This window comes from Streptomyces sp. NPDC014864 (assembly GCF_043081525.1).
Taxonomy (GTDB): Bacteria; Actinomycetota; Actinomycetes; order Streptomycetales; family Streptomycetaceae; genus Streptomyces.
This window is the reverse complement of sequence record NZ_JBIBWT010000004.1, coordinates 39,196-62,690: the sequence shown is the minus strand read 5'-3', so window position 1 is coordinate 62,690 and position 23,495 is coordinate 39,196. Positions and strand designations below refer to the sequence as shown.

The 23,495-nt window shown below is 71.7% G+C and carries 21 protein-coding genes and 1 tRNA gene; 13 read left to right on the top strand and 9 right to left on the bottom strand.

The features are described from left to right. Positions 1 to 65: 65 nt before the first annotated feature. Positions 66 to 563 carry an Lrp/AsnC family transcriptional regulator gene (locus ACF1A5_RS08935; RefSeq protein ID WP_392192158.1) on the top strand — a complete coding sequence of 166 codons (498 nt, stop codon included), beginning with the start codon at positions 66 to 68 and terminating at the stop codon, positions 561 to 563. A 34-nt stretch (positions 564 to 597) separates the two neighbouring features. Here ACF1A5_RS08935 and ACF1A5_RS08930 read toward each other — a convergent pair whose 3' ends face one another. Then, entirely contained in the window at positions 598 to 1,188 is a 591-nt protein-coding gene (locus tag ACF1A5_RS08930) for a TetR/AcrR family transcriptional regulator (RefSeq protein WP_392192157.1), read from the bottom strand. Continuing rightward, the gene (locus ACF1A5_RS08925) at positions 1,185 to 2,699 is read right to left on the bottom strand and encodes a 3-hydroxyacyl-CoA dehydrogenase (RefSeq protein ID WP_392192156.1); all 1,515 of its coding nucleotides are present in this window, start codon (positions 2,697 to 2,699) and stop codon (positions 1,185 to 1,187) included. Before ACF1A5_RS08925 ends, ACF1A5_RS08930 begins: the two co-directional genes overlap by 4 nt. A gap of 160 nt (positions 2,700 to 2,859) precedes the next feature. On the opposite strand from ACF1A5_RS08925, the gene paaN reads away from it, so the two are divergent. Next, positions 2,860 to 4,551 (top strand): phenylacetic acid degradation protein PaaN, encoded by a 1,692-nt coding sequence (gene paaN / locus ACF1A5_RS08920; RefSeq protein WP_392192155.1) that lies wholly within the window; start codon positions 2,860 to 2,862, stop codon positions 4,549 to 4,551. A 9-nt stretch (positions 4,552 to 4,560) separates the two neighbouring features. Here paaN and ACF1A5_RS08915 read toward each other — a convergent pair whose 3' ends face one another. From ACF1A5_RS08915 to ACF1A5_RS08905, 3 genes are read right to left on the bottom strand one after another with little or no spacing between them, the layout of a single operon-like run. Continuing rightward, positions 4,561 to 5,316 carry a TrmH family RNA methyltransferase gene (locus ACF1A5_RS08915; protein ID WP_392192154.1) on the bottom strand — a complete coding sequence of 252 codons (756 nt, stop codon included), beginning with the start codon at positions 5,314 to 5,316 and terminating at the stop codon, positions 4,561 to 4,563. Beyond that, positions 5,313 to 6,524 carry an HTTM domain-containing protein gene (locus ACF1A5_RS08910; RefSeq protein WP_392192153.1) on the bottom strand — a complete coding sequence of 404 codons (1,212 nt, stop codon included), beginning with the start codon at positions 6,522 to 6,524 and terminating at the stop codon, positions 5,313 to 5,315. The genes ACF1A5_RS08915 and ACF1A5_RS08910 overlap by 4 nt, the downstream gene beginning before the upstream one ends. Beyond that, entirely contained in the window at positions 6,521 to 7,444 is a 924-nt protein-coding gene (locus ACF1A5_RS08905) for a DUF5819 family protein (protein ID WP_392192152.1), read from the bottom strand. The genes ACF1A5_RS08910 and ACF1A5_RS08905 overlap by 4 nt, the downstream gene beginning before the upstream one ends. 390 nt (positions 7,445 to 7,834) lie before the next feature. Here ACF1A5_RS08905 and paaA point away from each other — a divergent pair, with 390 nt between their 5' ends. Genes paaA through ACF1A5_RS08880 form a run of 5 tightly spaced genes read left to right on the top strand, consistent with a single transcriptional unit; the run spans position 7,835 to position 11,460 of the window. Next, the gene (gene paaA, locus ACF1A5_RS08900; RefSeq protein ID WP_392192151.1) at positions 7,835 to 8,842 is read left to right on the top strand and encodes a 1,2-phenylacetyl-CoA epoxidase subunit PaaA; all 1,008 of its coding nucleotides are present in this window, start codon (positions 7,835 to 7,837) and stop codon (positions 8,840 to 8,842) included. Continuing rightward, on the top strand, positions 8,839 to 9,126 hold the full coding sequence (gene paaB / locus ACF1A5_RS08895; protein WP_392192150.1) for a 1,2-phenylacetyl-CoA epoxidase subunit PaaB: 288 nt from the start codon (positions 8,839 to 8,841) through the stop codon (positions 9,124 to 9,126). The genes paaA and paaB overlap by 4 nt, the downstream gene beginning before the upstream one ends. Continuing rightward, on the top strand, positions 9,123 to 9,842 hold the full coding sequence (gene paaC / locus ACF1A5_RS08890) for a 1,2-phenylacetyl-CoA epoxidase subunit PaaC (protein ID WP_392192149.1): 720 nt from the start codon (positions 9,123 to 9,125) through the stop codon (positions 9,840 to 9,842). The genes paaB and paaC overlap by 4 nt, the downstream gene beginning before the upstream one ends. After that, positions 9,839 to 10,396, top strand: a complete 558-nt coding sequence (gene paaD / locus ACF1A5_RS08885) for a 1,2-phenylacetyl-CoA epoxidase subunit PaaD (RefSeq protein ID WP_392192433.1) — start codon at positions 9,839 to 9,841, stop codon at positions 10,394 to 10,396. Before paaC ends, paaD begins: the two co-directional genes overlap by 4 nt. After that, the gene (locus ACF1A5_RS08880) at positions 10,396 to 11,460 is read left to right on the top strand and encodes a 2Fe-2S iron-sulfur cluster-binding protein (protein ID WP_392192148.1); all 1,065 of its coding nucleotides are present in this window, start codon (positions 10,396 to 10,398) and stop codon (positions 11,458 to 11,460) included. Before paaD ends, ACF1A5_RS08880 begins: the two co-directional genes overlap by 1 nt. 220 nt (positions 11,461 to 11,680) lie before the next feature. Here ACF1A5_RS08880 and ACF1A5_RS08875 read toward each other — a convergent pair whose 3' ends face one another. The 3 genes from ACF1A5_RS08875 to ACF1A5_RS08865 all read right to left on the bottom strand — a co-directional run bounded on the left by ACF1A5_RS08875 (position 11,681) and on the right by ACF1A5_RS08865 (position 14,533). After that, entirely contained in the window at positions 11,681 to 12,010 is a 330-nt protein-coding gene (locus tag ACF1A5_RS08875; RefSeq protein ID WP_392192432.1) for a rhodanese-like domain-containing protein, read from the bottom strand. Positions 12,011 to 12,069: 59 nt separating this feature from the next. Next, positions 12,070 to 12,918 (bottom strand): hypothetical protein, encoded by an 849-nt coding sequence (locus ACF1A5_RS08870; RefSeq protein ID WP_392192147.1) that lies wholly within the window; start codon positions 12,916 to 12,918, stop codon positions 12,070 to 12,072. Between the two features lie 166 nt (positions 12,919 to 13,084). After that, positions 13,085 to 14,533 carry a DUF2252 domain-containing protein gene (locus ACF1A5_RS08865; RefSeq protein ID WP_392192431.1) on the bottom strand — a complete coding sequence of 483 codons (1,449 nt, stop codon included), beginning with the start codon at positions 14,531 to 14,533 and terminating at the stop codon, positions 13,085 to 13,087. A gap of 527 nt (positions 14,534 to 15,060) precedes the next feature. Here ACF1A5_RS08865 and ACF1A5_RS08860 point away from each other — a divergent pair. Then, positions 15,061 to 16,272, top strand: coding sequence for an acyltransferase family protein (locus tag ACF1A5_RS08860; protein ID WP_392192146.1), 1,212 nt, complete (start codon positions 15,061 to 15,063; stop codon positions 16,270 to 16,272). 351 nt (positions 16,273 to 16,623) lie between these two features. Here ACF1A5_RS08860 and ACF1A5_RS08855 read toward each other — a convergent pair. Next, positions 16,624 to 16,707, bottom strand: a tRNA-Leu gene (locus ACF1A5_RS08855). Between the two features lie 658 nt (positions 16,708 to 17,365). Here ACF1A5_RS08855 and ACF1A5_RS08850 point away from each other — a divergent pair. The 5 genes from ACF1A5_RS08850 to ACF1A5_RS08830 all read left to right on the top strand — a co-directional run bounded on the left by ACF1A5_RS08850 (position 17,366) and on the right by ACF1A5_RS08830 (position 23,374). Then, positions 17,366 to 18,232, top strand: a complete 867-nt coding sequence (locus ACF1A5_RS08850) for an FhaA domain-containing protein (protein ID WP_392192145.1) — start codon at positions 17,366 to 17,368, stop codon at positions 18,230 to 18,232. Between the two features lie 10 nt (positions 18,233 to 18,242). Next, positions 18,243 to 18,761, top strand: coding sequence for an FHA domain-containing protein (locus ACF1A5_RS08845; protein WP_392192144.1), 519 nt, complete (start codon positions 18,243 to 18,245; stop codon positions 18,759 to 18,761). A gap of 120 nt (positions 18,762 to 18,881) precedes the next feature. Next, positions 18,882 to 20,429 (top strand): Stp1/IreP family PP2C-type Ser/Thr phosphatase, encoded by a 1,548-nt coding sequence (locus ACF1A5_RS08840; RefSeq protein WP_392192143.1) that lies wholly within the window; start codon positions 18,882 to 18,884, stop codon positions 20,427 to 20,429. Between the two features lie 27 nt (positions 20,430 to 20,456). Continuing rightward, on the top strand, positions 20,457 to 21,893 hold the full coding sequence (locus ACF1A5_RS08835; RefSeq protein ID WP_392192142.1) for an FtsW/RodA/SpoVE family cell cycle protein: 1,437 nt from the start codon (positions 20,457 to 20,459) through the stop codon (positions 21,891 to 21,893). Then, entirely contained in the window at positions 21,890 to 23,374 is a 1,485-nt protein-coding gene (locus tag ACF1A5_RS08830) for a penicillin-binding transpeptidase domain-containing protein (protein ID WP_392192141.1), read from the top strand. The genes ACF1A5_RS08835 and ACF1A5_RS08830 overlap by 4 nt, the downstream gene beginning before the upstream one ends. The last annotated feature ends 121 nt before the right edge of the window (positions 23,375 to 23,495 follow it).

The window sequence follows — 23,495 nt, the reverse complement described above, 5'->3', positions numbered from 1 at the left end:
TGGACAAACGGTTCTCCACAACCTGAGATGTACGCAGTACGTCCACGGCGGAAAGGCGGGGGGACATGGCGTCTGAACAAATGGCCGAGGGCCCGAGCGCTGCCGAGCTGCCGCCGCCGCGCCCGCTGGACGCCATTGATCAGGACATCCTGCAGATGCTCCAGACGGACGGCCGCGCCTCGATACGGTCGGTCGCCGAACGGGTCCACGTCTCGCGCGCCAACGCCTACGCGCGGATCAACCGCCTCATCGACGACGGCGTGATCCGCGGGTTCGGGGCCCGCGTGAACCACGAACGCGCGGGTCAGGCCACCTCGGCGTACATCACCCTGAAGATCGTGCAGAACTCCTGGCGCACGGTGCGGGAGCAACTCAGGCAGTTGCCCGGTGCCTCCCACATCGCGCTGGTGGGCGGCGACTTCGATGTGCTGCTCCTCGTGCACACCCCGGACAACCGGGCCCTGCGCGAAGTGGTGCTCACCCGTCTCCAGGCGATCCCCGAGGTGCTCAGCACCCGCACGCTGCTGGTGTTCGAGGAGGAGGACCTGGAGCCCCAGGGCTGACGGGCCGGGCCCGGAGGCGTCCGGTGGCGGCCGCTCAGTCCGCCTTGCGCAGGCCTCCGAAGACCAACTGCACCACTGCGTCGGCCACTTCGCGCTCGCTCATGCCGCGCCCGTCCGGCCGGTACCACTCCACGATCGAGTTGATCATCCCGAAGACGAGCCGGGTCGCGAGCCGCACCTCCACGTCGCCGCGCACGTCCCCCTCCGCGGCCGCCGCCTTCAGCAGCTCGGCCACCCGGTGGTCGAACTCGCGGCGCCGCTCCAGCGCCCAGCGCTCGGTGCCGGTGTTGCCGCGCACGCGCAGCAGCAGCGTCACGTACGGCAGTTCGGCGATGAGCACCTCCACCATGCGCCGCACGACGTACTCCAGGCGGCCCGCCGCGCGCCCCACGCGCGCGGGTTCCTCGCCGAGGATGCCGAAGAGCCCGTCCAGCGCCCGGCTGACGGCCCGGCGCAGCAACTCCTCCTTGCCGGCGACATGGTGGTAGATCGAGGACTTGGAGATGCCGGCCGCCTTGGACAGGTGCTCCATGGACGTGCCGTCGTAGCCGCGCTCGTTGAAGACCCGCACGGCGACGGTGAGCAGCGTCTCGGGGGTGTACGTGTCGCGCCTGGCGGTGGTCATGAGGTGCCCTCCCGCTTGTCGGTGGCGTACGCGTGGCGGTAGAGCGCCAGGGACGGCGCGTAGCGTCCGGAGGGGTCGCGCAGGTGCAGGTCGTCCAGGAGGCCGTAGGCCCAGGTCCGGCCGAGTCGCCGGCTCCACTCGAAGGGCCCGAGGGGATAGTTGACGCCCAGGCGCATCGCGGTGTCGATGTCCTCCTCGGTGGCGACCCCCTTGGCGACGGCGTCGTGCGCCAGGTCGACGATCCGGGCGACCGTACGGGCGACGATCATGCCGGGCACGTCGCCGATGACGCTGACGTCCTTGCCGAGCGCCTGGAAGAGCCCGGTGGCCTCCGCCAGGGTCTGCGGGGAGGTGTCCTGCGAGGCGGACAGGGCGATCCGGGTGGCCCTGCGGTAGTCGAGCGCGAGGTCGAAGTAGACGACGTCACGGAACTCGACGGAGGTCTGGCCGTCGGCGAGGACCAGCTGGCCGCCGCCGGGCAGCACCAGGCGGGTGCCGTGGTCCTCGTCCTCCTCACGGACGGCGATGCCCGCCTCGCGGATCAGCGGGAGCAGTTCGGACGCCGGGCCCAGATCGCCCTCGGCGACGACGTACGCGGGTGCGTGCGCCTTCTCGGCGGTGTGCGGCTCGGGGCGCTCGGCGTCCTCGGCGTAGTCGTACCAGCCGTGTCCGCTCTTGCGGCCGAGGCGGCCGGACTCGACCAGGCGCCGCTGGGCGAGCGAGGGCGTGAAGCGCACGTCCCGGAAGAACGACTGCCACACGGAGTGGGTGACCGACTCGTTGACGTCCTGCCCGATGAGGTCGGTCAGCTCGAAGGCGCCCATCCGGAAGCCGCCGGACTCGCGCAGCACGGCGTCGATGGTGGCGGGGTCGGCGCCCTGCGCCTCGAGGACGGCGAACGCCTCGGCGTAGAACGGCCGGGCGATGCGGTTGACGATGAAGCCCGGGGTGTCCGCGCAGGCGACCGGTGTCTTGCCCCAGGCCCGGGCCGTCTCGTACGCGCGGGTGGCCGAGGTGACGTCGGTCGCGAACCCGGAGACGACCTCCACCAGCGGCAGCAGCGGCGCCGGGTTGAAGAAGTGCAGGCCCACGAGACGGCCCGGGTTGCGCAGCGCGCCGCCGACGGCCGTCACCGACAGGGACGAGGTGTTGGTGGCGAGCAGGCAGTCGTCGCCTACGACGCCCTCGAGCTCACGGAACAGCTCCTGCTTGACGTCCAGCCGCTCCAGCACGGCCTCGACGACGAGCGCGCAGTCCGCGAGGGAGGCGAGGTCCTCGACGGGCCGCAGCCGGGCGCGGGCCGCGTCCCGGTCGGCGGCGGAGAGCCGGCCCTTCTCGACGAGCCGGTCCAGCCGCGCGCCGATCGCGGCGGCCGCCTCCCCGGCCCGTCCGGGCACGGTGTCGTGGAGCCGCACCGGATGGCCGGCGACCAGCGCGACCTGGGCGATGCCCTGGCCCATGGTGCCGGTGCCGACGACGGCCACGGGGCTGCTGAGGTCGAGTGCTGTCATGTGCGCGATCCTCCCGCACGGGGTTTTCCACAGATGCGGCAGGCCCCCTTGTCCCGACCGATCGTTCGGTTACTCTAGCCCTGTCCAGTCGTTCCTGCCCATGGTTCTGCCCAGGTCATGAGCTCGAAGAAGAGTTCTTGAGACGAGGAGTTGGTCCCGCATGGCCGCCGAACTGACCGCGCACGAGCTCATCGCACGGCACCGGCCCACTCTCGACCAGGCGCTGGAGGCGATCCGCACGCGCGCGTACTGGTCGCCCCACCCCGAGCACCCGAAGGCCTACGGGGAGCACGGCAGCCTGGACGCGGCCGCGGGCAAGGCCGCCTTCGACGCCCTGCTGGGCACCCGCCTCGACCTCGGCCAGCCCGGCACCGACGACTGGGTGGGCGGCGAGGTCTCGCCGTACGGCCTCGACCTGGGCGTGACCTACCCGCACGCGGACCTCGACCAGTTGCTGCCCGCGATGAAAGCCGGGCAGCGCGCCTGGCGCGACGCGGGCGCGGAGGCGCGTGCCGTGGTCTGCCTGGAGATCCTCAAGCGCATCAGCGACCGGACGCACGAGTTCGCCCACGCCGTCATGCACACCTCCGGCCAGGCCTTCATGATGGCGTTCCAGGCGGGGGGCCCGCACGCCCAGGACCGCGGTCTGGAGGCGGTCGCGTACGCCTATGTGGAGCAGGTGCGCACCCCGGACACCGCGGAGTGGACCAAGCCCCAGGGCAAGCGCGACCCGCTCGCCCTCACCAAGCAGTTCACGCCCGTCCCGCGCGGGATCGCGCTGATGATCGGCTGCAACACGTTCCCGACGTGGAACGGCTATCCGGGCCTGTTCGCGTCCCTGGCCACCGGCAACGCGGTCCTGGTGAAGCCCCACCCGCGCGCGGTGCTGCCGCTCGCGCTCACCGTGCAGGTGGCCCGCCAGGTGCTCACCGAGGCCGGCTTCGACCCGAACCTGGTGGCGCTGGCCGCCGAGCGGCCCGGCGAGGGCATCGCCAAGGCCCTGGCCACCCGCCCCGAGATCAGGATCATCGACTACACCGGGTCGACGGCCTTCGGCGACTGGCTGGAGGCCAACGCGCGCCAGGCGCAGGTCTACACGGAGAAGGCCGGCGTCAACACGGTGATCGTGGAGTCGACCGACGACTACAAGGGGATGCTCTCCAACCTGGCCTTCTCGCTCTCGCTCTACAGCGGCCAGATGTGCACCACCCCGCAGAACCTGCTCGTCCCGCGCGAGGGCATCCGCACCGACCAGGGCCCCAAGTCCTTCGACGAGGTCGCCGCCGACCTCGCCAAGGCCGTCGACGGCCTGCTCGGCGACGACGCCCGGGCGAACGCCCTGCTCGGCGCGATCGTCAACCCGGACGTGAAGGCGCGGCTGGAGGCCGCCGCCGGTCTCGGCGAGGTCGCCCTCCCCTCCCGCGAGATCACCAACCCGGACTTCCCGGGCGCGGTCGTCCGCACCCCGGTGATCGTCAAGCTCGACGGCGCCAAGCCGGACGCCGAGTCCGCCTACCTGAGCGAGTGCTTCGGGCCCGTCTCCTTCGCCGTCGCGGTCGACTCCGCGGCGGACGCGGTGGAGCTGCTGCGCCGCACGATCCGCGAGAAGGGCGCGATGACGGTGGGCGCCTACACCACCGACGACGAGTTCGAGCGGGCCGTGCAGGAGGTGTGCCTGGAGGAGGCCGCCCAGCTGTCCCTCAACCTCACCGGCGGGGTGTACGTCAACCAGACCGCCGCCTTCTCCGACTTCCACGGATCGGGCGGCAACCCGGCGGCCAACGCGGCCCTGTGCGACGGGGCGTTCGTGGCCAACCGGTTCCGGGTGGTGGAGGTCCGCCGGGAGGCCTAGAGGAGGCCCTCAGGACGTGAGCGGTGCGCCCCCGCCGGCGCTCCAGTGGTACAGCGTCATCGCCACGCTGGTGGCGAGGTTGTAGCTGGAGACCCGGGGGCGCATCGGCAGCGCCAGCAAGTGATCGACGCGCTCGCGCAGCCCGCCGGACAGGCCGCTGCGCTCGGAGCCGAAGGCGAGCACGGCGTCGTCCGGCAGCTTCAGCCCCCGGATGTCCTCGCCCTCCGGGTCGAGGGCGAACAGCGGACCGGGCGGCAGTTCGTCGACGCCGAGCCGCTCCACGGCGGTCGCGAAGTGCAGCCCCGCCCCGCCGCGCACCACGGTGGGGTGCCACGGGTCGAGGGTTCCGGTGGTGACCACTCCGGTGGCCCCGAAACCGGCGGCCAGCCGGATCACGGCCCCCGCGTTGCCCAGGTTGCGCGGCTGGTCCAGGACCACCACGGGCGCGCTTCGGGGCATGCGGGCCAGCACCGCCAGACGGTCCTCGCGGGGGGGCCGTACGGCGAGGGCGGCGACGGCGGTCGGGTGGGGCCGGGCCACGAGGGATGCGTAGGTCTCCCGCGGGACCTCGGCCAGCAGGACGTCCAGCCGGTCCCGTACGTCCGGCGCCAGTTCGTCGGCGAGGGCGAGCGCCTCCCGCCGGTCGGCGGTGACCGCCACCGGCACCTCGGCACCGAAACGCACCGCGTGCTTGAGGGCGTGGAAGCCGTCGAGCAGCACGCAGTCCCCGGCGAGCCGGCGCCAGCGGGAAACGGGGTCGGTCATGCCCCGAAGCCTACGCGGACGGGCTCGCCGTCCCCCGGGGAGCGGGCGCCCTCCGGCGCCGGCCGGCCGGCCCGCGAGCGCAGCCGCCCCCGCGCGTGTGCCGCCCAGCCGCCCACGCGGTGCAGGAAGGAGGTCGGCAGGAACACCGCGTCCGCCGCGATCATCGCGAGCGAGAAGAACGGCAGCCCCAGGACGACGGCGATCACCGCGTGCTCGGTCATCATGGCCGCCAGCAGGACGTTCTTGACCCGCCGGTTGAAGAGCGTGAACGGGAAGGCGACCTGGACGGCCACCGTCCCGTAGGTCACCAGCATCACCATGGTGCCGCTGGCCGACAGCAGGTCGCCGAGCACGGGCCAGGGCGAGAAGTAGTCCAGGTGGAGCGGGTAGTAGACGGCGGTGCCGTCCTGCCAGCGCGAGCCCTGGATCTTGTACCAGCCGGCCGTCGCGTAGATCAGGCACGCCTCCGCCGCGATCACGAGCAGCGCGGCGTTGTGCACCAGGTTGGCGATGACGTCGAGCAGGATCCGCGGCTGCGACCACCGGTCCCGGCGCCCGACGGCCCACCACAGGGCCTGCGCCACCCACACACCCCACAGGAGCGCGGGGACGAGCCACTCGCCCCGCATCCTGCCCGCCCCGGTCACCGCGATCAGGACCAGCCCGAGCACGGCCCACAGGAGGGGACCGGCCCGGTCGGGCGTCCGCTCCCCGCGCGCGCGGGCCGCCGCAGCGCGCCGGGCCCGCCGCGCGTCCAGCGACCACACCTGGCCGCAGCGCGTGAAGACCAGGTACAGGGACATCAGGTGCAGGACGTTGTCACCGCCGTCACCGGCGAAGACGCTGCGGTTCTGCAGCGACAGCACCCCGACCATGAACAGCACGGAGAGCGTGCGGGTCCGCCAGCCCAGCATCAGCAGCAGACTCGCCAGCACGGCCAGCACGTAGACGATCTCGAACCACAGCTGTCCCCGGGACCACAGCAGGACCGTGAAGGAGCCGTTGCTCGCGGTCAGCTGCTCGGCGAGATCCCAGCTCCAGGGCGCGTCCGGCCCGTAGAGCTCCTGGCGGTGGGGGAACTCGCGCAGCAGGAACAGCAGCCAGGTCAGCGAGAAGCCGATACGGATCACGGCCGCCTGGTACGGGCCGAGGGCGGCCTCGGTGACCCGGGCTATGCCCCGGGAGAAACAGAGCGAGAGCCGGTTCACCGCACACCCCCCTCAAGCTCGCCACTCGGCACCGTCCACCAGGGAAGCACGCGGTAGGCGGGCGTGTCCGGCACCTTCTCCCCGCTCCACACCGGCGGCTGCACATTGCTGGTACGGCTGCGGACCTGGACGCGCTGGATCACCCCGTGCGGGCCGGCCGCGTGGTCGCGGCCGAGGCGCAGCACGACGATCCGGCGCAGGTACTGCTCGGCGAGCATGCCGCGCAGGCCCGCCGGGCGGTTCTCGTTGGTGTGGCTGGCGCCGTAGAAGTCCCAGGCGCGGCGCAGTTCGTTCTGCTGGGTGTGGCTGGGCACCGGATTGCCGTCGATGGCCCGGCCGTCCTGTGCCGACAGGTCGTACCAGCCGGTGGTGCGCAGGCCGCCGGCGCCGGTGGCGACCTCGGCCCGCACCTGCACCGCGATGTTCTGCTGCAACGGGTTCGGCGCGAAGAGCTTCCAGTTCTGCTCGAACTCCGGGTAGACCCAGTCGTCCACGGCCTTGCCGTGCTGCTTCGTCATCGTGTTCGACGGCGCGACGTGCAGGAACACCATGCCCAGGTGCACACAGGCGGTCACCGCCACGACCGCGAGCGCCAGCGCCGCACCGACCCGGTAGGGCGTGGAGAGCGCGGCGACCCCGGCCCGGGCCTCGGCGCGGGGGCCGGGCACGACGGGATGACCGCCCGGGCCGGGCGCGACGGAATGACCGCCCGGGCCGGACGGGTCGCCTGCGCCGGACGGGTCGCCTGCGCCGGGCCGGGCGGGCGCGCCGGACGGTTCGCCGAGAGGGGGCCGATCGCCGACACCGGGGGTGCCCCCGGCGCCGAGCGGGTCGTGGGCACCGGACGGGCCGCCGGCCGCGGCGTCGCCCGGGGGCGCCCCGCCGTCCGGGGCGTTCGAGTCCTCGTCGTACGCGTCCATTCCGCCCCGTTCCCCATCCCCGTCCGTCCTACGGTCCTCGGCGCCGCACGGAACGGTACTCATGCCCGCCCTCCGGGCACACCCCCGGCCCCCGCCGGTACGCCGACGGTCCTTCGGCCGTGCAGCGATGACCGGACACAGACAAAAGACCGCGGACACAGGATCGCAGGAAGGGGAGCGGGAGACGAACCGCGCAGCCAAGGCGGGGAGACAGGGCACGGGGACAAGGCACGAGGACAAGCGGCCGAGACGGGAGGGAAGCGGTTCGTCCACAGGCGGCCCGTGCGTTGTCCACAGCGGTTGACACCCCGCGGCGCCGCGCCCCACCATGGATCCCACCGGACCGAACGATCGGTCGGAAGACATGGAGCGAAGTCGAAGGGGGACCGCATGGCGACAGCAGCCGCGCACCAGCCGGCCCGCACCCAGGCGCACGACGCCTCGGGCACGGAGAGCACCGACGCCCAGCAGCGGGCCTTCGACGCCGCCGTGGCCGCCGACGAGCGCGTCGAGCCGCGCGACTGGATGCCCGACGGCTACCGCGCGACGCTGGTGCGGCAGATCGCCCAGCACGCCCACTCCGAGATCATCGGCATGCAGCCGGAGGCCAACTGGATCACCCGCGCCCCCTCCCTGCGCCGCAAGGCCATCCTCATGGCCAAGGTCCAGGACGAGGCGGGCCACGGGCTGTATCTGTACAGCGCGGCGGAGACCCTCGGCACCGGTCGCGACGAGCTGCTCGACAAGCTGCACACCGGCCGCCAGAAGTACTCCTCGATCTTCAACTACCCCACTCTGACCTGGGCGGACGTCGGCGCGATCGGCTGGCTGGTGGACGGCGCCGCGATCACCAACCAGGTGCCCCTGTGCCGCTGCTCCTACGGGCCGTACGCGCGCGCGATGGTCCGCATCTGCAAGGAGGAGTCCTTCCACCAGCGCCAGGGGTACGAACTGCTGCTCGCCCTCAGCCGCGGCACCCCCGAGCAGCACGAGATGGCCCAGGACGCGGTGAACCGCTGGTGGTGGCCGTCGCTGATGATGTTCGGCCCGCCCGACGACGCCTCCCAGCACTCGGCGCAGTCGATGGCCTGGAAGATCAAGCGGCACTCGAACGACGAGCTGCGCCAGCGCTTCGTCGACATCTGCGTCCCCCAGGCCGAGAGCCTCGGCCTCACCCTCCCCGACCCGGACCTGAGGTGGAACGAGGAGCGGGGGCACCACGACTTCGGCGCCATCGACTGGACGGAGTTCTACGACGTCCTCAAGGGCAACGGACCGTGCAACGAACAGCGCATCACCCAGCGCCGACGGGCCCATGACGAGGGCGCGTGGGTGCGGGAGGCGGCCGTGGCCCACGCCGCCAGGCACACCGGTGAGACGGGAGTGAAGCAGGCATGACCAACACCGACTGGCCCCTGTGGGAGGTCTTCGTGCGCTCCCGGCGCGGCCTGTCCCACACCCACGCCGGCAGCCTGCACGCCCCGGACGCGAAGCTGGCCCTGCGCAACGCGCGGGACCTTTACACGCGGCGCGGCGAGGGCGTCTCCATCTGGGTCGTGCCGTCCTCGGCGATCACCGCGTCCTCGCCGGACGAGAAGGACCCGTTCTTCGAGCCGTCCGCCGACAAGCCCTACCGGCACCCGACCTTCTACGAGATCCCGGAGGGGGTGAAGCACCTGTGACCGCCACTGTCGCGACGACGGCCGCCCTCGCCCTGGGCGACGACGCCCTGGTGCTCTCCCACCGGCTGGGGGAGTGGGCGGGGCACGCCCCCGTCCTGGAGGAGGAGGTCGCCCTCGCCAACATCGCGCTGGACCTGCTGGGGCAGGCCCGCGTACTGCTGTCGATGGTCGGTGACGAGGACGAGCTGGCGTATCTGCGCGAGGAGCGCGCCTTCACCAACCTCCAGCTGGTCGAGCAGCCCAACGGCGACTTCGCGCACACCATCGTCCGCCAGCTCTACTTCTCCACCTACCAGCACCTCCTGTACGCCCGGCTGGCCGCCGCTGACGGGGTCTTCGCCCCGCTCGCGGCGAAGGCCGTCAAGGAGGTCGCCTACCACCGCGACCACGCCGAGCAGTGGACGCTGCGGCTCGGCGACGGCACGGACGTCAGCCACGAGCGGATGCGGCGGGCCTGCCAGGCGCTGTGGCGGTTCACCGGCGAGATGTTCCAGCCGGTGGAGGGACTGGACGTCGACTGGACGGCGCTCCGGTCGGCCTGGCTGGAGTCCGTGAGCGACGTGCTGCGCCGGGCCACCCTGCCCCTGCCCGAGGGTCCGCAGTCGGGGGCGTGGGCGGCAGGCGCGGGCCGGCAGGGCCTGCACACCGAGCCGTTCGGACGGATGCTCGCCGAGATGCAGCACCTGCACCGCAGCCACCCGGGGGCGTCATGGTGACCACCGCGACCCCGCTGGAGACGGAGCTGCTGCGCCTCGCCGGCTCGGTGCCCGACCCCGAGCTGCCCGTGCTGACCCTGCAGGAGCTGGGCGTGGTGCGCGCGGTGCACCTGCGCGGCGCGGACGCCGTCGACGTCGAGCTGACCCCGACCTACACCGGCTGCCCGGCCGTCGAGGCGATGTCCCAGGACATCGAGCGGGTGCTGCGCGAGCACGGCCTGCGGGAGGTCACCGTCCGCACGGTGCTGGCACCCGCATGGTCGACGGACGACATCTCCGACGAAGGGCGCCGCAAACTGCGGGAGTTCGGCATAGCGCCGCCGCGTGTGCGCGACGGCTCGGGACAGCGCGACGGCTCGGGACAGGTCGCGCTGGAGCTCGGCCCGACGCGCACGCTGTCCCCGGACCCGGTGGGCGCGGCCGCCCCCGTCCCCTGCCCGCACTGCGGTGCGGCCGAGACCGAGCTGCTCAGCCGGTTCTCCTCCACCGCGTGCAAGGCGCTGCGGCGCTGCCTGTCCTGCCGCGAACCGTTCGACCACTTCAAGGAGGTGTGATGGCCCGCTTCCATCCGCTGCGGGTGACAGCGGTCGACCGGCTCACCGACGACTCCGTGGCCCTGACACTCGCGGTACCGCCGGAGCTGCGCGCCGAGTACCGGCACGCACCGGGCCAGCACCTCGCCCTGCGGCGGACGGCCGAAGGGGCGGAGATACGGCGGACGTACTCGATCTGCTCCCCCGCACCGGAGCCCGGCGGCGACGGGCCGCGGACGCTGCGGGTCGGCGTGCGGCTGGTGGAGGGTGGCGCGTTCTCCACGTACGCGCTCAAGGCGATCGACGTCGGAGACGAGCTGGAGGTGATGACCCCGGCGGGACGTTTCACGCTGGAGCCCGCCCCCGGCCATTACGCGGCCGTGGTCGGCGGCAGCGGCATCACGCCGGTGCTGTCGATCGCCTCGACCCTGCTGACGCGTGAGCCCGGCGCCCGCTTCTGCCTGATCCGCAGCGACCGCACGACCGCCTCGACGATGTTCCTGGAGGAGGTCGCCGACCTGAAGGACCGCTTCCCGGACCGGCTGCACCTCGTGACGGTGCTCTCCCGGGAGGAGCAGCAGGCGGGCCTGCCGTCCGGCCGGCTGGACGAGGAGCGCCTCACGGACCTGCTTCCGGCGCTGCTGCCCGTGGGGGACGTGGCGGGCTGGTTCCTGTGCGGGCCCTACGGGCTGGTGCAGGGCGCCGAGCGGGCCCTGCGCGGGCTCGGGGTGGCCCGCACCCGGATCCACCAGGAGATCTTCCACGTGGACGCGGGTACGGCTCCCGCCCAGACGGCCGTGACCCCCGCCCACAGCACGGTGACCGTCCGGCTCGACGGGCGCGGCGGAAGCTGGCCGGTCCAGGACGGGGAGACCCTGCTGGAGACGGTGCTGCGCAACCGGCCCGACGCGCCCTACGCCTGCAAGGGCGGCGTGTGTGGCACCTGCCGGGCCTTCCTGGTGACGGGCGAGGTGCGCATGGACCGCAACTTCGCGCTGGAACCGGAGGAGACCGAGGCGGGGTACGTGCTGGCGTGCCAGTCGCATCCGGCGACCGAGCAGGTGGAACTGGACTTCGACCGCTGAGGACCGGCCGCCTGCCGCGTGCGGGGGGGGCCGCCGCACCGTCCCCCTTTTCCCTGGGACCTGTTGTGTCTTGACACACCGTCAGGGCCATCCCTCGGCACCCGGCCGAAGGCCCGCCGGCCGGTGACAGCACATCCCCTCGGCTGACGCCGCACGGACGCCGCGGATCCCACGGGTCCCTCGGGCGCCGCGTTCGCCTCGGTCGCCGCGGTCTACGGCCTCAGAGCACGTGGCCCGGCCGGCCCTCGTCGGTCACGACCGGCCGGCCGGAGGCCGCCCACACCTGCATGCCGCCGTCGACGTTCACCGCGTCGACGCCCTGCTGGACCAGGTACATCGTGACCTGGGCCGAGCGTCCGCCCGAGCGGCAGATCACATGGACGCGCCCGTCCTGCGGCGCTGCCTCGGTCAGCTCGCCGTAGCGCGCCACGAACTCACTGATCGGGATGTGCAGCGCCCCCTCGGCGTGGCCCGCCTGCCACTCGTCGTCCTCGCGGACGTCCAGCAGGAAGTCGTCGTCCTTGAGATCGCCGACCTCGACCGTGGGCACACCAGCTCCGAAATGCATGACCCCGACGCTACCCGAAGCGGGCACGGGAACGCCGTCGCTCAGCCCTGCCCCAGCAACGCGGCCAGTTCAGCCTCGCGAGCCGTCACGTCGGCGCGCAGCTGCTCGGCGATCTCCTCCAGGAGCCGGTCGGGGTCGTCGGGAGCCAGGCGGAGCATCGAGGCGATCGCGCTGTCCTCCAGCTCCTTCGCGAGCATCGTGAGCAGCTCCTTGCGCTGCGCGAGCCACTCCAGACGGGCGTAGAGCTCCTCGCTGGGACTCGGTTCCCGCTCGGCGGGCGCCGGGCCCGCGGCCCACTCCGCGGCCAGCTCCCGCAGCTCCGTCTCATCGCCCCGGGCGTAGGCGGCGTTGACGCGAGTGATGAACTCCTCGCGCCGCTCGCGCTCCTCCTCCCGCGGCGCCAGGTCGGGGTGGGCCTTGCGGGCCAGCTCGCGGTAGAGCCTGCGGGCCTCCTCGCTGGGGCGCACCCGCTGCGGAGGCCGCACGGGCTGGTCCGTGAGCATCGCCGCGGCCTCCGGGAACATGCCTTCCCCGTCCATCCAGCCGTGGAGCAGCTCCTCGACACCGGGTATCGGCATCAGCCGGGCGCGGGCCTCGTCCGCCCTGCGCAGGTCCTCGGGGTCGCCGGTGCGTGCCGCGGTGGCCTCGGCGATCTGCGCCTCCAGCTCCTCCAGGCGGGCATAGAGCGGGCCGAGTCTCTGCTGGTGCAGCCGGGAGAAGTTCTCGACCTCCACTCGGAAGGTCTCCACCGCGATCTCGTACTCGATCAGCGCCTGCTCGGCGGCCCGTACGGCCCGCTCCAAGCGCTCCTCGGGACGTGCCGCAGCACTGTCGGACGTCGCCCGAGCCGCCCCGGCGACGTCACCCTGCTCAGCTTCCGGGGTCGTCACCCGACCAGCCTAGGCCACGCGGGCGGCGCCCTGACTCACCGCGCCCCGAAAGGTCGGCCGCCCCGCGTGCCGCCCCCGACACACCGCTGCCTTCGGTCACGCCCTGTCTCCGGTCACGCCCTGTCTCCGGTCACACCCCTGCCTCCTGTCACACCCCTGCCTCCCGTCACACCCCTGTCTCTGCCGCGATCCTGCCTGCCCGCACCGCCGCCACCAGGTCCGCGTGGTCCGCCTCCGTGCGGTCGGCGTAGGCGACGGCGAAGGCGGCGACGGCCTCGTCGAGTTCCTCGTTCTTGCCGCAGTAGCCGGCGATGAGGCGGGGGTCGGCGCTGTGGGCGTGGGCGCGGGCCAGCAGGGCGCCGGTCATGCGGCCGTAGTCGTCCATCTGGTCGGCCGCGAGCGCGGCCGGGTCGACGCTGCCCTTGCGGTTGCGGAACTGCCGCACCTGGAAGGGCAGTCCGTCGACCGTCGTCCAGCCCAGCAGGATGTCGCTCACCACCTGCATGCGCTTCTGGCCGAGCACCACCCGCCGGCCCTCGTGCGCCACCTCGGGCACCTCGAATCCGGCCGTCGCCAGATGCGGCAGCAGCGCGGAGGGCCTCGCCTCCTTCACCTGCAGGACCAGCGGCTCGCCGCGGTGGTCCAGCAGCAGCACCACGTAGGACCGGGTGCCCACGCTGCCCGTGCCGACCACCCGGAAGGCGACGTCGTGCACCGCGTGACGGGCCAGCAGAGGCAGCCGGTCCTCGGAGAGCGTGGTCAGGTACTGCTCCAGCGAGGCGGCCACCGCCGCGGCCTCCGCGTCCGGCACCCGCCGCAGCACCGGCGGGGCGTCCACGAAGCGGCGGCCGCCGTCCTCGGTGGGCTCGGTCGACTTGGCCGCGAAGCGTCCGCTGGTGTTGGCCCGCGCCTTCTCCGAGACCCGCTCGAGCGTGCCGAGCAGGTCGTGGGCGTCGGTGTGGGAGACCAGTTCCTCGTCCGCGATGGCGTTCCACGCGTCCAGGGCCGGGAGCTTGGCCAGCAGCCGCATGGTGCGCCGGTAGGCGCCCACCGCGTCGTGGGCGGCCTCGCGGCAGCTCTCCTCGTCGCAGCCCGCCTCCCGGCCGGCGAGCACCAGCGAGGTGGCCAGCCGCTTGAGGTCCCACTCCCAGGGGCCGTGGACCGTCTCGTCAAAGTCGTTCAGGTCGATGACCAGGCCGCCGCGGGCGTCGCCGTACAGCCCGAAGTTGGCCGCGTGGGCGTCCCCGCATATCTGCGCCGCTGCACCGGTCATGGGCGTACGCGCCAGGTCGTGAGCCATGAGGCCCGCCGAACCGCGCAGGAAGGCGAACGGCGTCGCCGCCATCCGGCCCACCCGGATCGGGGTCAGCTCCGGTATCCGGCCGAGGTTGGACTGCTCGACCGCCGTCACCGCGTCGGGACGGGAGGCGTCCAGGTCCAGAGCGGCGTGCGCGGAACGCGGCACCCTGTGGCGCAGCGCCTTCCCCTCCTTCTTGGGCGACCCGCCCTCCGGCGCCCCGTCCCCCGCGGTGGATCCCTGCCCGGACCACCGGGCGAAGCCCCGCACCCACGGCAGCCGGCGCGCACGCCCGCCGTCGGCCACCTCCTGCCGGATCTCCGGCCGCGCCTCCTGCCCGGTTTCCCCCCGGGATTCCTGCCGGCTCTCCGGCCGCGCCCCGTGAGAGGCCCCCTGCCGCGCCGGCACCGAACCCGCCGCTCCCGCACCGATCTCGGTCACCACGACCGCCTCCCCCACCGCGCGCACATCCGCACCCGTGCCCAGACAACATCAACTCGTGGCGACCGTACCGCCGTCGGCCCGAGGGCGTCAGACCCTGTGGACAACTCGGCGACTGTGGACAACTCCGAGCCCCGGACACGACTCCGCGGCCGGCGGACGCACCCCCTCACCGACGCGGACACCGGCGGTCGCCCGCGCGGTTTTGGGGAGGGCCTTCTCACCTCGGCGGCCCTGAATCGCACGGACGGCAGCGGGTAGGGGCAGCCCCGTGGGCCGGGACGGTACCGTCACCCGCCCCGAACGGAAGGCGTGCCGACCGGGCATGTGCGCATCCGGTCGGCGGCCATGTGACCGGGTTCCAGGGCCTTGTCGGAAGAGGACGTTCCTGGGACGGGAGACGCATGATCCAGACGGATCACAGGGCAGCGGCCGCCACGGCCCCGAAGCCGCCGAGCCGAAAGCCGGCCGCGCAGGACGTGCCGCTGTCGCGGGCGGCCCCCACGGCGCGGGCGATCGTGACCGGGCCGGGCGTCGTGCGAAGAGAGCGGCTCGCCGCACTGGACGGACTGCGGTTCCTGGCGGCGCTGTCGGTGGTGCTCTTCCACTTCATCGGCCAGACCCCCGGAACGATGCAGCGGATCTGGGGCCGCCCGTACCAGGACACCTTCCCCGAACTGCACCCCTACTTCGCCTTCGGACGACTCGGCGTCGACCTGTTCTTCCTGATCAGCGGTTTCGTCATCTGCATGAGCGCGTGGGGGCGCAGCCCACGTGACTTCTTCATCTCGCGCGTCACCCGTCTGTTCCCGATGTACTGGATCGCGGTGGTGGTGTCGTCGTGCGTCCTCTACTTCGCCGACAGCCCGTTCGGGCCCCCTGACCCGCGGATGCTCTTCGCGAACTTCACGATGCTGCAGACACCGCTCGGTGTGGCCAACCTGGACTCGGTCTACTGGACGCTCTGGCCGGAACTCGCCTTCTACCTCACGTTCTCGGTCGTGGTGTGGAAGGGCCTCGGCTACCAGCGCGTGGTGCTCTTCTGCGGTGCGTGGACGCTCGCCACGGTGCTCGCGCCGGCCGCACACATCCCGTTGCTCACGCTCGCGGTGAACCCGCCGTCCGCCCCGTACTTCATCGCGGGCCTGGCCTTCCACCTGATGTACCGGTATCGGCCGACCCCCCTGCTGTGGGGCATCGTCGCCATGTCGTGGCTGTTGGCGCTGCACTTCCTGCTGGCGCCCACCGGCGGCCGCAACAACTGGCTCACCTGGTCGCCGTCGCGCGGCTGGCTGATCCTGGTGGTCACCCTGTTCTTCCTGCTGGTCGGCGCCATCGCGCTCGGCTGGACGAACCGGATCCGATGGCGTGGGCTGACCGTCGCGGGCACGATGACCTTCCCGCTGTATCTCCTGCACGACACGATCGGGACGAGCCTCGCGCACCACTACGGCGACCGTGTCGACCCCCTGGCCCTGGTCGCGGTCGTGGCAAGCGGCCTGGTCGTACTGTCGTACCTGGCGCACCGGTTCGTCGAGCGCCCACTCGCGCTGGCCCTGCGCCGCTCGCTGAACACCGCCACGTTCCGCCTGCGGGCTCCGGCGCTGCGCCCTTGAGCGGCCACCTCGAGGAGGCTCGGGTCGCTGCTCGCCACCGCATCCTGTTCGCCAACTCCGGCGATCGGCGGCCCATATGCCCGGCAGCCCCGCCGGTCCCCCATCACCGCCGGCCCGCGAGCCGGCGGGGGCGGGATCAGGCGCGGGCAGGGCGAGAAATGACGGAACGCCCGGGCACCGGACACCGCACGCCCAAGCCGTCGAACGCGGCGTGAGATACCTCACGCACCATGGGCACTGTCACGTCTCTCCCTGAACCGTGCAATGCCTCACATCCGGCGGAAGCAACGAGAAACGGGCCCCTGCAGGACTTTCGTCACTGTCAGAGACCCGTTCATCGGTTCTTCGCTGTGCGCGAGGGGGGAGTTGAACCCCCACGCCCTTGCGGGCACTGGAACCTGAATCCAGCGCGTCTGCCTATTCCGCCACCCGCGCATTGGGTGTGTCCTCCGGCTCCTGCCCCTTGGGGCCGGGGCCTTCCGACATCCAGAACATTAGCACGTAGGAGAGGGTGGGTTCACATCCCTTTCCCGGGGCCACCCCCCGGCCCCTGCGACCGCGACCGCCCCCGCACCGGCCCTCACCACGGGAGCCTCCGCCCCCGCCAACCGCGGGCCCCACCGCCCCACGCCTTCCGCCTCCGCCCCCGCTCAGCCCACCCACGAGCCGTCCCCGAGCCACCCCCGGACCGTCCCCGGGCCCACCCCGCCCCCAGGAGCCCCGGGAGCCCCCCGTTCCGTCTCGACGTGAGCCTGTTCACGTATCAACCTCGTACCGGTCGGGCCCGTCTCCCAGGGACCCGGGACAGGTCCACCGCCGGGTGCGGGACACTGGTCTGCAGCCGCCTCTACGATCCTGGGCAGAAGTACGCGCAGGAGTACTTCCCGCAAGGTTCGGAGAGAAGCTCGGCGGGGAACCTCGGAGGCAGCTCCGCGGAGAACCCCGAAGAGGCGTCGACACCCGTCGACGGGGCGGACAGGGGGAACCAGCCGATTTACCGGCGCGTGGATACGATCAGTAAGCAGTACCAGGTAAGCAGTACGCAGCACGACGGCAAGACCCGCTACGACGGCAACGACGGAGGAGGTGCCCCATGGGAGTCCTGAAGAAGTTCGAGCAGCGTCTCGAAGGTCTGGTCAACGGCACCTTCGCCAAGGTCTTCAAGTCCGAGGTCCAGCCCGTGGAGATCGCGGGTGCGCTCCAGCGCGAGTGCGACAACAACGCGACCATCTGGAACCGCGACCGGACCGTCGTACCCAACGACTTCATCGTGGAGCTCAGCACGCCGGACTACGAGCGGCTGAGCCCCTACTCCGGCCAGCTCGGCGACGAGCTCGCCGGCATGGTGCGCGACTACGCCAAGCAGCAGCGCTACACCTTCATGGGACCGATCAAGGTCCACCTGGAGAAGGCGGACGACCTGGACACCGGCCTCTACCGGGTCCGCAGCCGGACGCTCGCCTCCTCCAGCAGCCAGCAGGCGCCCCCGTCCCCGTCGTCCGCCCAGGGCGGACGGCCGGGCTCAGCCGCCCGGGGCGGCTACGGCCACCCGCAGGCCGCAGGACCCGCGGGAGCGCCTCCCATGCCGTCCGCGCCGCCGCCCGGCGGCCGGCCCGGCGGGTACGGCTACCCGCAGCCCGCCGCGCAGCGGCCCGCCAACGCCCCGGCGAGCGGCGGCCGCACCCGCCACTGGATCGAGATCAACGGCAATCGCCATCAGATCTCCCGCCCGACGCTGGTGCTGGGCCGCAGCACCGAAGCCGACGTGCGGATCGACGACCCCGGCGTCTCCCGCCGGCACTGTGAGATCCGGACCGGAACGCCCTCGACGATCCAGGATCTCGGGTCCACCAACGGCATCGTGGTGGACGGGCAGCACACCACCCGCGCTACGCTCCGCGACGGCTCGCGGATCGTCGTGGGCAGCACCACCGTTATCTATAGGCAAGCCGAAGGGTGAACCGGGGGCAATGTCAGAACTGACCCTCACGGTCATGCGGCTGGGTTTCCTGGCCGTACTGTGGCTGTTCGTGATCGTGGCCGTGCAGGTCATCCGCAGCGACCTGTTCGGTACGCGCGTCACCCAGCGGGGAGCCCGCCGCGAGGCCGCGCGGCCGCAGCAGGCCGCGCGCCAGACGGCCGCTCCGCCGCAGCAGCGCGGCCAGCAGAGCGGGGCCGGCCGACAGCGCCGCAACGCCCCCACCAAACTCGTGGTGTCCGAGGGCACCCTCACCGGCACCACGGTCGCGCTGCAGGGCCAGACGATCACCCTGGGCCGCGCGCACGACTCCACGATCGTGCTGGACGACGACTACGCCTCCAGCCGCCATGCCAGGATCTACCCGGATCGCGACGGCCAGTGGATCGTCGAGGACCTCGGATCCACCAACGGCACGTACCTGGACCGGAACCGGCTGACGACTCCCACACCGATCCCGCTGGGCGCGCCGATCCGCATCGGCAAAACCGTCATCGAGCTGCGGAAGTAGTACGACAATGAGCGAGCGGAGCGAGCACGCAGTGGCGGCCGGCACCCCGAGCCGCGGCGCGCTCCCGACCGGAGGGTGGGCACCGTGCGGATGTACCCGGAGCCGACGGGCGAGGTGCGCATGAGTCTGTCACTGCGCTTCGCCGCCGGATCGCACAAAGGCATGATCCGCGAGGGCAACGAGGACTCCGGCTACGCCGGTCCGCGCCTGCTCGCGATCGCCGACGGCATGGGCGGCCAGGCCGCCGGCGAGGTCGCCTCCTCCGAGGTGATCTCCACCATCGTCGCGCTCGACGACGACGTGCCCGGCTCCGACATCCTCACCTCGCTCGGCGCGGCCGTGCGGCGTGCCAACGACCAGCTGCGCGCGATGGTCGAGGAGGACCCCCAGCTGGAGGGCATGGGCACCACGCTCACCGCCCTGCTGTGGACCGGCCAGCGGCTCGGCATGGTGCACGTCGGCGACTCGCGCGCCTACCTGTTGCGCGACGGCGTGCTCACGCAGATCACGCAGGACCACACCTGGGTGCAGCGCCTCGTCGACGAGGGACGCATCACCGAGGAGGAGGCCACCACCCATCCGCAGCGCGCCCTCCTCATGCGCGCCCTCGGCAGCGGCGAGCACGTCGAGCCCGACCTGTCGATCCGCGAGGTCCGCGCCGGCGACCGCTACCTGATCTGCTCCGACGGCCTCAGCGGCGTCGTCTCCCACCAGACGATGGAGGAGACCCTCGCCAGCTACCAGGGCCCCCAGGAGACCGTGCAGGAACTGATCCAGCTCGCGCTGCGCGGCGGCGGCCCGGACAACATCACCGTCATCGTCGCCGACGTCCTCGACCTGGACACCGGCGACACCCTCGCCGGGCAGCTGTCCGACACCCCCGTCGTGGTCGGCGCGGTCGCCGAGAACCAGCTCCACCTCAACGACAACGGCATCATGCAGACTCCGGCCGGCCGCGCCTCGGGCCTCGGCCGCCAGGTCCCCGGACAGGGCGGAGGGGGCGGCGAGTTCGGCCCGCCCGGCTCCGGCGACACCACCGGCTACGTCCCCACCGGAAGCTTCGGCGGCTACAGCGACGAGGACTTCGTCAAGCCCAGGAAGGGCCGCCGGTGGCTGAAGAGATCGTTCTACAGCGTGCTCGCGCTCGCCGTGATCGGCGGCGGTCTGTACGGCGGCTACCGCTGGACGCAGACGCAGTACTACGTCGGCGCCAACGAGGAGCACCTCGCCCTCTACCAGGGCATCAGCCAGGACCTGGCGTGGGTGAAGCTGTCGAAGCTGGAGAAGGACCACCCCGAGATCGAACTCAAGTACCTGCCTCCCTACCAGCAGAAGCAGGTCAAGGCGACGATCGCGCAGGGCGGCCTCGCGTCCGCCCAGAAGAAGATCGACGAACTGTCCGTGCAGGCCTCCGCGTGCAAGAAGGAGTCCGAGCGCCGGAACGCAGAGAGCCAGAACAACGCCAAGACGGGCGAGGGCCAGGCCGGAGGCACCACGGGAACCACCCGCACCTCCCTCACGTCCAAGGCGACACCGACACCGAATCCATCGGCGTCGAAGACACCGTCGTCCCCGTCTCCGTCCACGTCCGCCGCGCCCACTCCCAGCCCCGGCCCCACTCTCTCGGAGGAAGAGCAGAAGGTCGTCTCGCTGTGCGGCAAGCAGTAGGCAAGCCGTGAGAGGCCCTGTCACACGATGAGCAGTACTTCCAACCCGTCGACGCACCACACGTCCACCATCGGCGCCATCGGAGCGCCCAGCAGACGCAACACCGAGCTCGCGCTGCTGGTGTTCGCCGTCGTCATCCCGGTGTTCGCCTACGCCAACGTCGGTCTGGCGATCAACAACGAGGTGCCGTCCGGCCTGCTGAGCTACGGCCTGGGCCTCGGCCTGCTGGCCGGCGTCGGACATGTCGTCGTCCGCAAGTTCGCCCCGTACGCGGACCCGCTGCTGCTGCCGCTGGCCACCCTGCTCAACGGGCTCGGGCTGGTCATCATCTGGCGGCTGGACCAGTCCAAGCTGCTGCAGTCGATCAAGCAGGCGGGTGCGGCCGCGCCGCGGCAGCTGATGTACACGGCCATGGGCATCGCCCTGTTCGCCGTGGTGCTGGTCTTCCTCAAGGACCACCGCGTCCTGCAGCGCTACACGTACATCTCCATGGTCGGCGCGCTGGTCCTGCTGCTGCTGCCGCTGGTCCCGGGCCTGGGCGCCAACATCTACGGCGCGAAGATCTGGATCCACATCGGCAGCTTCTCCATCCAGCCCGGTGAGTTCGCGAAGATCGTGCTGGCGATCTTCTTCGCCGGCTACCTGATGGTGAAGCGCGACGCGCTGGCCCTCGCCAGCCGCCGCTTCATGGGCCTCTACCTGCCCCGCGGCCGCGACCTCGGCCCGATCCTGGTCGTCTGGTTCATCTCGATCCTCATCCTGGTCTTCGAGACCGACCTCGGTACGTCGCTGCTGTTCTTCGGAATGTTCGTCGTCATGCTGTACGTCGCCACCGAGCGGACCAGCTGGATCGTCTTCGGTCTGCTGATGTCCGGCGCGGGCGCCGTCGGCGTGGCCTCGTTCGAACCGCACGTGCAGCAGCGCGTCCAGGCCTGGCTCGACCCGATGAAGGAGTACACGCTCAGCCAGCAGGGCGTCGGCGGCCACTCCGAGCAGGCCATGCAGGCACTGTGGGCGTTCGGCTCCGGCGGCACCCTCGGCAGCGGCCTCGGCCAGGGCCACTCCGACCTCATCCGGTTCGCCGCCAACTCCGACTTCATCCTCGCCACCTTCGGCGAGGAACTCGGCCTGGCCGGCATCATGGCGCTCCTGCTGATCTACGGCCTGATCGTGGAACGCGGCGTGCGCACCGCCCTCGCCGCCCGCGACCCCTTCGGCAAGCTGCTCGCCATCGGCCTCTCGGGCGCGTTCGCCCTCCAGGTCTTCGTCGTGGCCGGCGGTGTGATGGGCCTCATCCCGCTGACCGGTATGACGATGCCCTTCGTGGCGTACGGCGGTTCGTCCGTGATCGCCAACTGGGCCCTCGTCGGCATCCTGATCCGCATCAGCGACACCGCACGCCGCCCGGCGCCCGCCCCCGCCTCCAACCCCGACGCCGAGATGACCCAGGTGGTCCGCCCGTGAACAAGCCCCTGCGCCGGATCGCGATCTTCTGCGGCCTCCTCGTCCTCACCCTGCTCATCCGTGACAACTGGCTCCAGTACGTCAAGGCGGACACCCTCAAGACCGACGACAAGAACCGCCGGGTGACGATCGCGCGCTACTCCACACCGCGCGGCGACATCATCGTCGGCGGCAACCCCGTCACCGGGTCCACCGAGACCAAGCGCAACGGTCTCAACGACCTGAAGTACAAGCGCACCTACAAGGACGGCCCCATGTGGGCGCCGGTCACCGGATACGCCTCGCAGGCCTTCGGCGCCAACCAGCTGGAGTCCATCGAGGACGGCATCCTCACCGGCAACGACGACCGGCTCTTCTTCCGCAACACCCTCGACATGGTCACCGGCAAGACCCAGCAGGGCGGCAACGTGGTGACCACCCTCAGCCCGGGCGCGCAGAAGGCGGCGTACGACGGCCTGAAGAACCAGGGCGGCAAGGGCGCCGCGGTGGCGCTGGACCCGGCCACCGGCAAGATCCTCGCGCTGGCCTCCTACCCCTCGTACGACCCTTCGGCGTTCGCGGGCACGTCCGACAAGGACGCCGAGGCCTGGAAGAAGCTGCAGAAGAAATCCGACGCCAGCGACCCGATGCTGAACCGGGCGCTGCGCGAGACCTACCCGCCGGGCTCCACCTTCAAGGTGGTCACGGCCGCGGCCGCGCTGGAGAACGGGCTCTACAGCTCGGCGGACTCGCCCACCAGGTCGCCGCTGCCGTGGATCCTGCCGCAGAGCACCACGGAGCTGAAGAACGAGGGCAACATCCCCTGCAAGAACGCCACCATGCGGGTGGCGCTGAAGGTCTCCTGCAACACCGTCTTCGGCAAGATGGGATACGACCTCGGCAAGGACAAGATGCTGGCGGAGGCGAAGAAGTTCGGCTTCGACGCCGAGCAGTTCGTGCCGGTCCGCTCCGCGGCCTCCAACTTCCCGCAGGACATGAACCCGCCGAACACCGCGCTCAGCTCGATCGGCCAGTTCGAGACCGCCGCCACCCCGCTGCAGATGGCCATGGTCGCCTCGGCCGTCGCCAACGACGGCAAGCTGATGAAGCCGTACATGGTCGACGAGCTCCAGTCGCACAACCTCGACCCCATCGAGAAGACGAAGCCGAAGGAGCTGAGCCGGCCGCTGACGCCGCAGAACGCGCAGATCCTCCAGTCGATGATGGAGACGGTCGTCAAGGAGGGCACGGGCACGAAGGCGCAGATCGGCGGCGTCACCGTGGGCGGCAAGACCGGTACCGCCCAGCACGGCATCGAGAACAGCGCGAACCCCTACGCCTGGTTCATCTCCTACGCCAAGATGCCCGACGGCAGCTCGCCGGTCGCGGTCGCCGTGGTCGTGGAGGACGAGAACGCCAACCGCGGCGACATCTCGGGCGGGGGCCTCGCGGCCCCCATCGCGAAGCGGGTGATGGAGGCGGTCATCAACTCCAAGAAGTGACCCCTGTCACGTCGCCTTCACATCGGTGCACGTTGCGATACCGGTCCTGTATCGGGTGACGGGCTTGGCCAGGTCACACAGAACGAGCCGGGTACGGTAGGCCCGGACGGCAGCCTCAGGC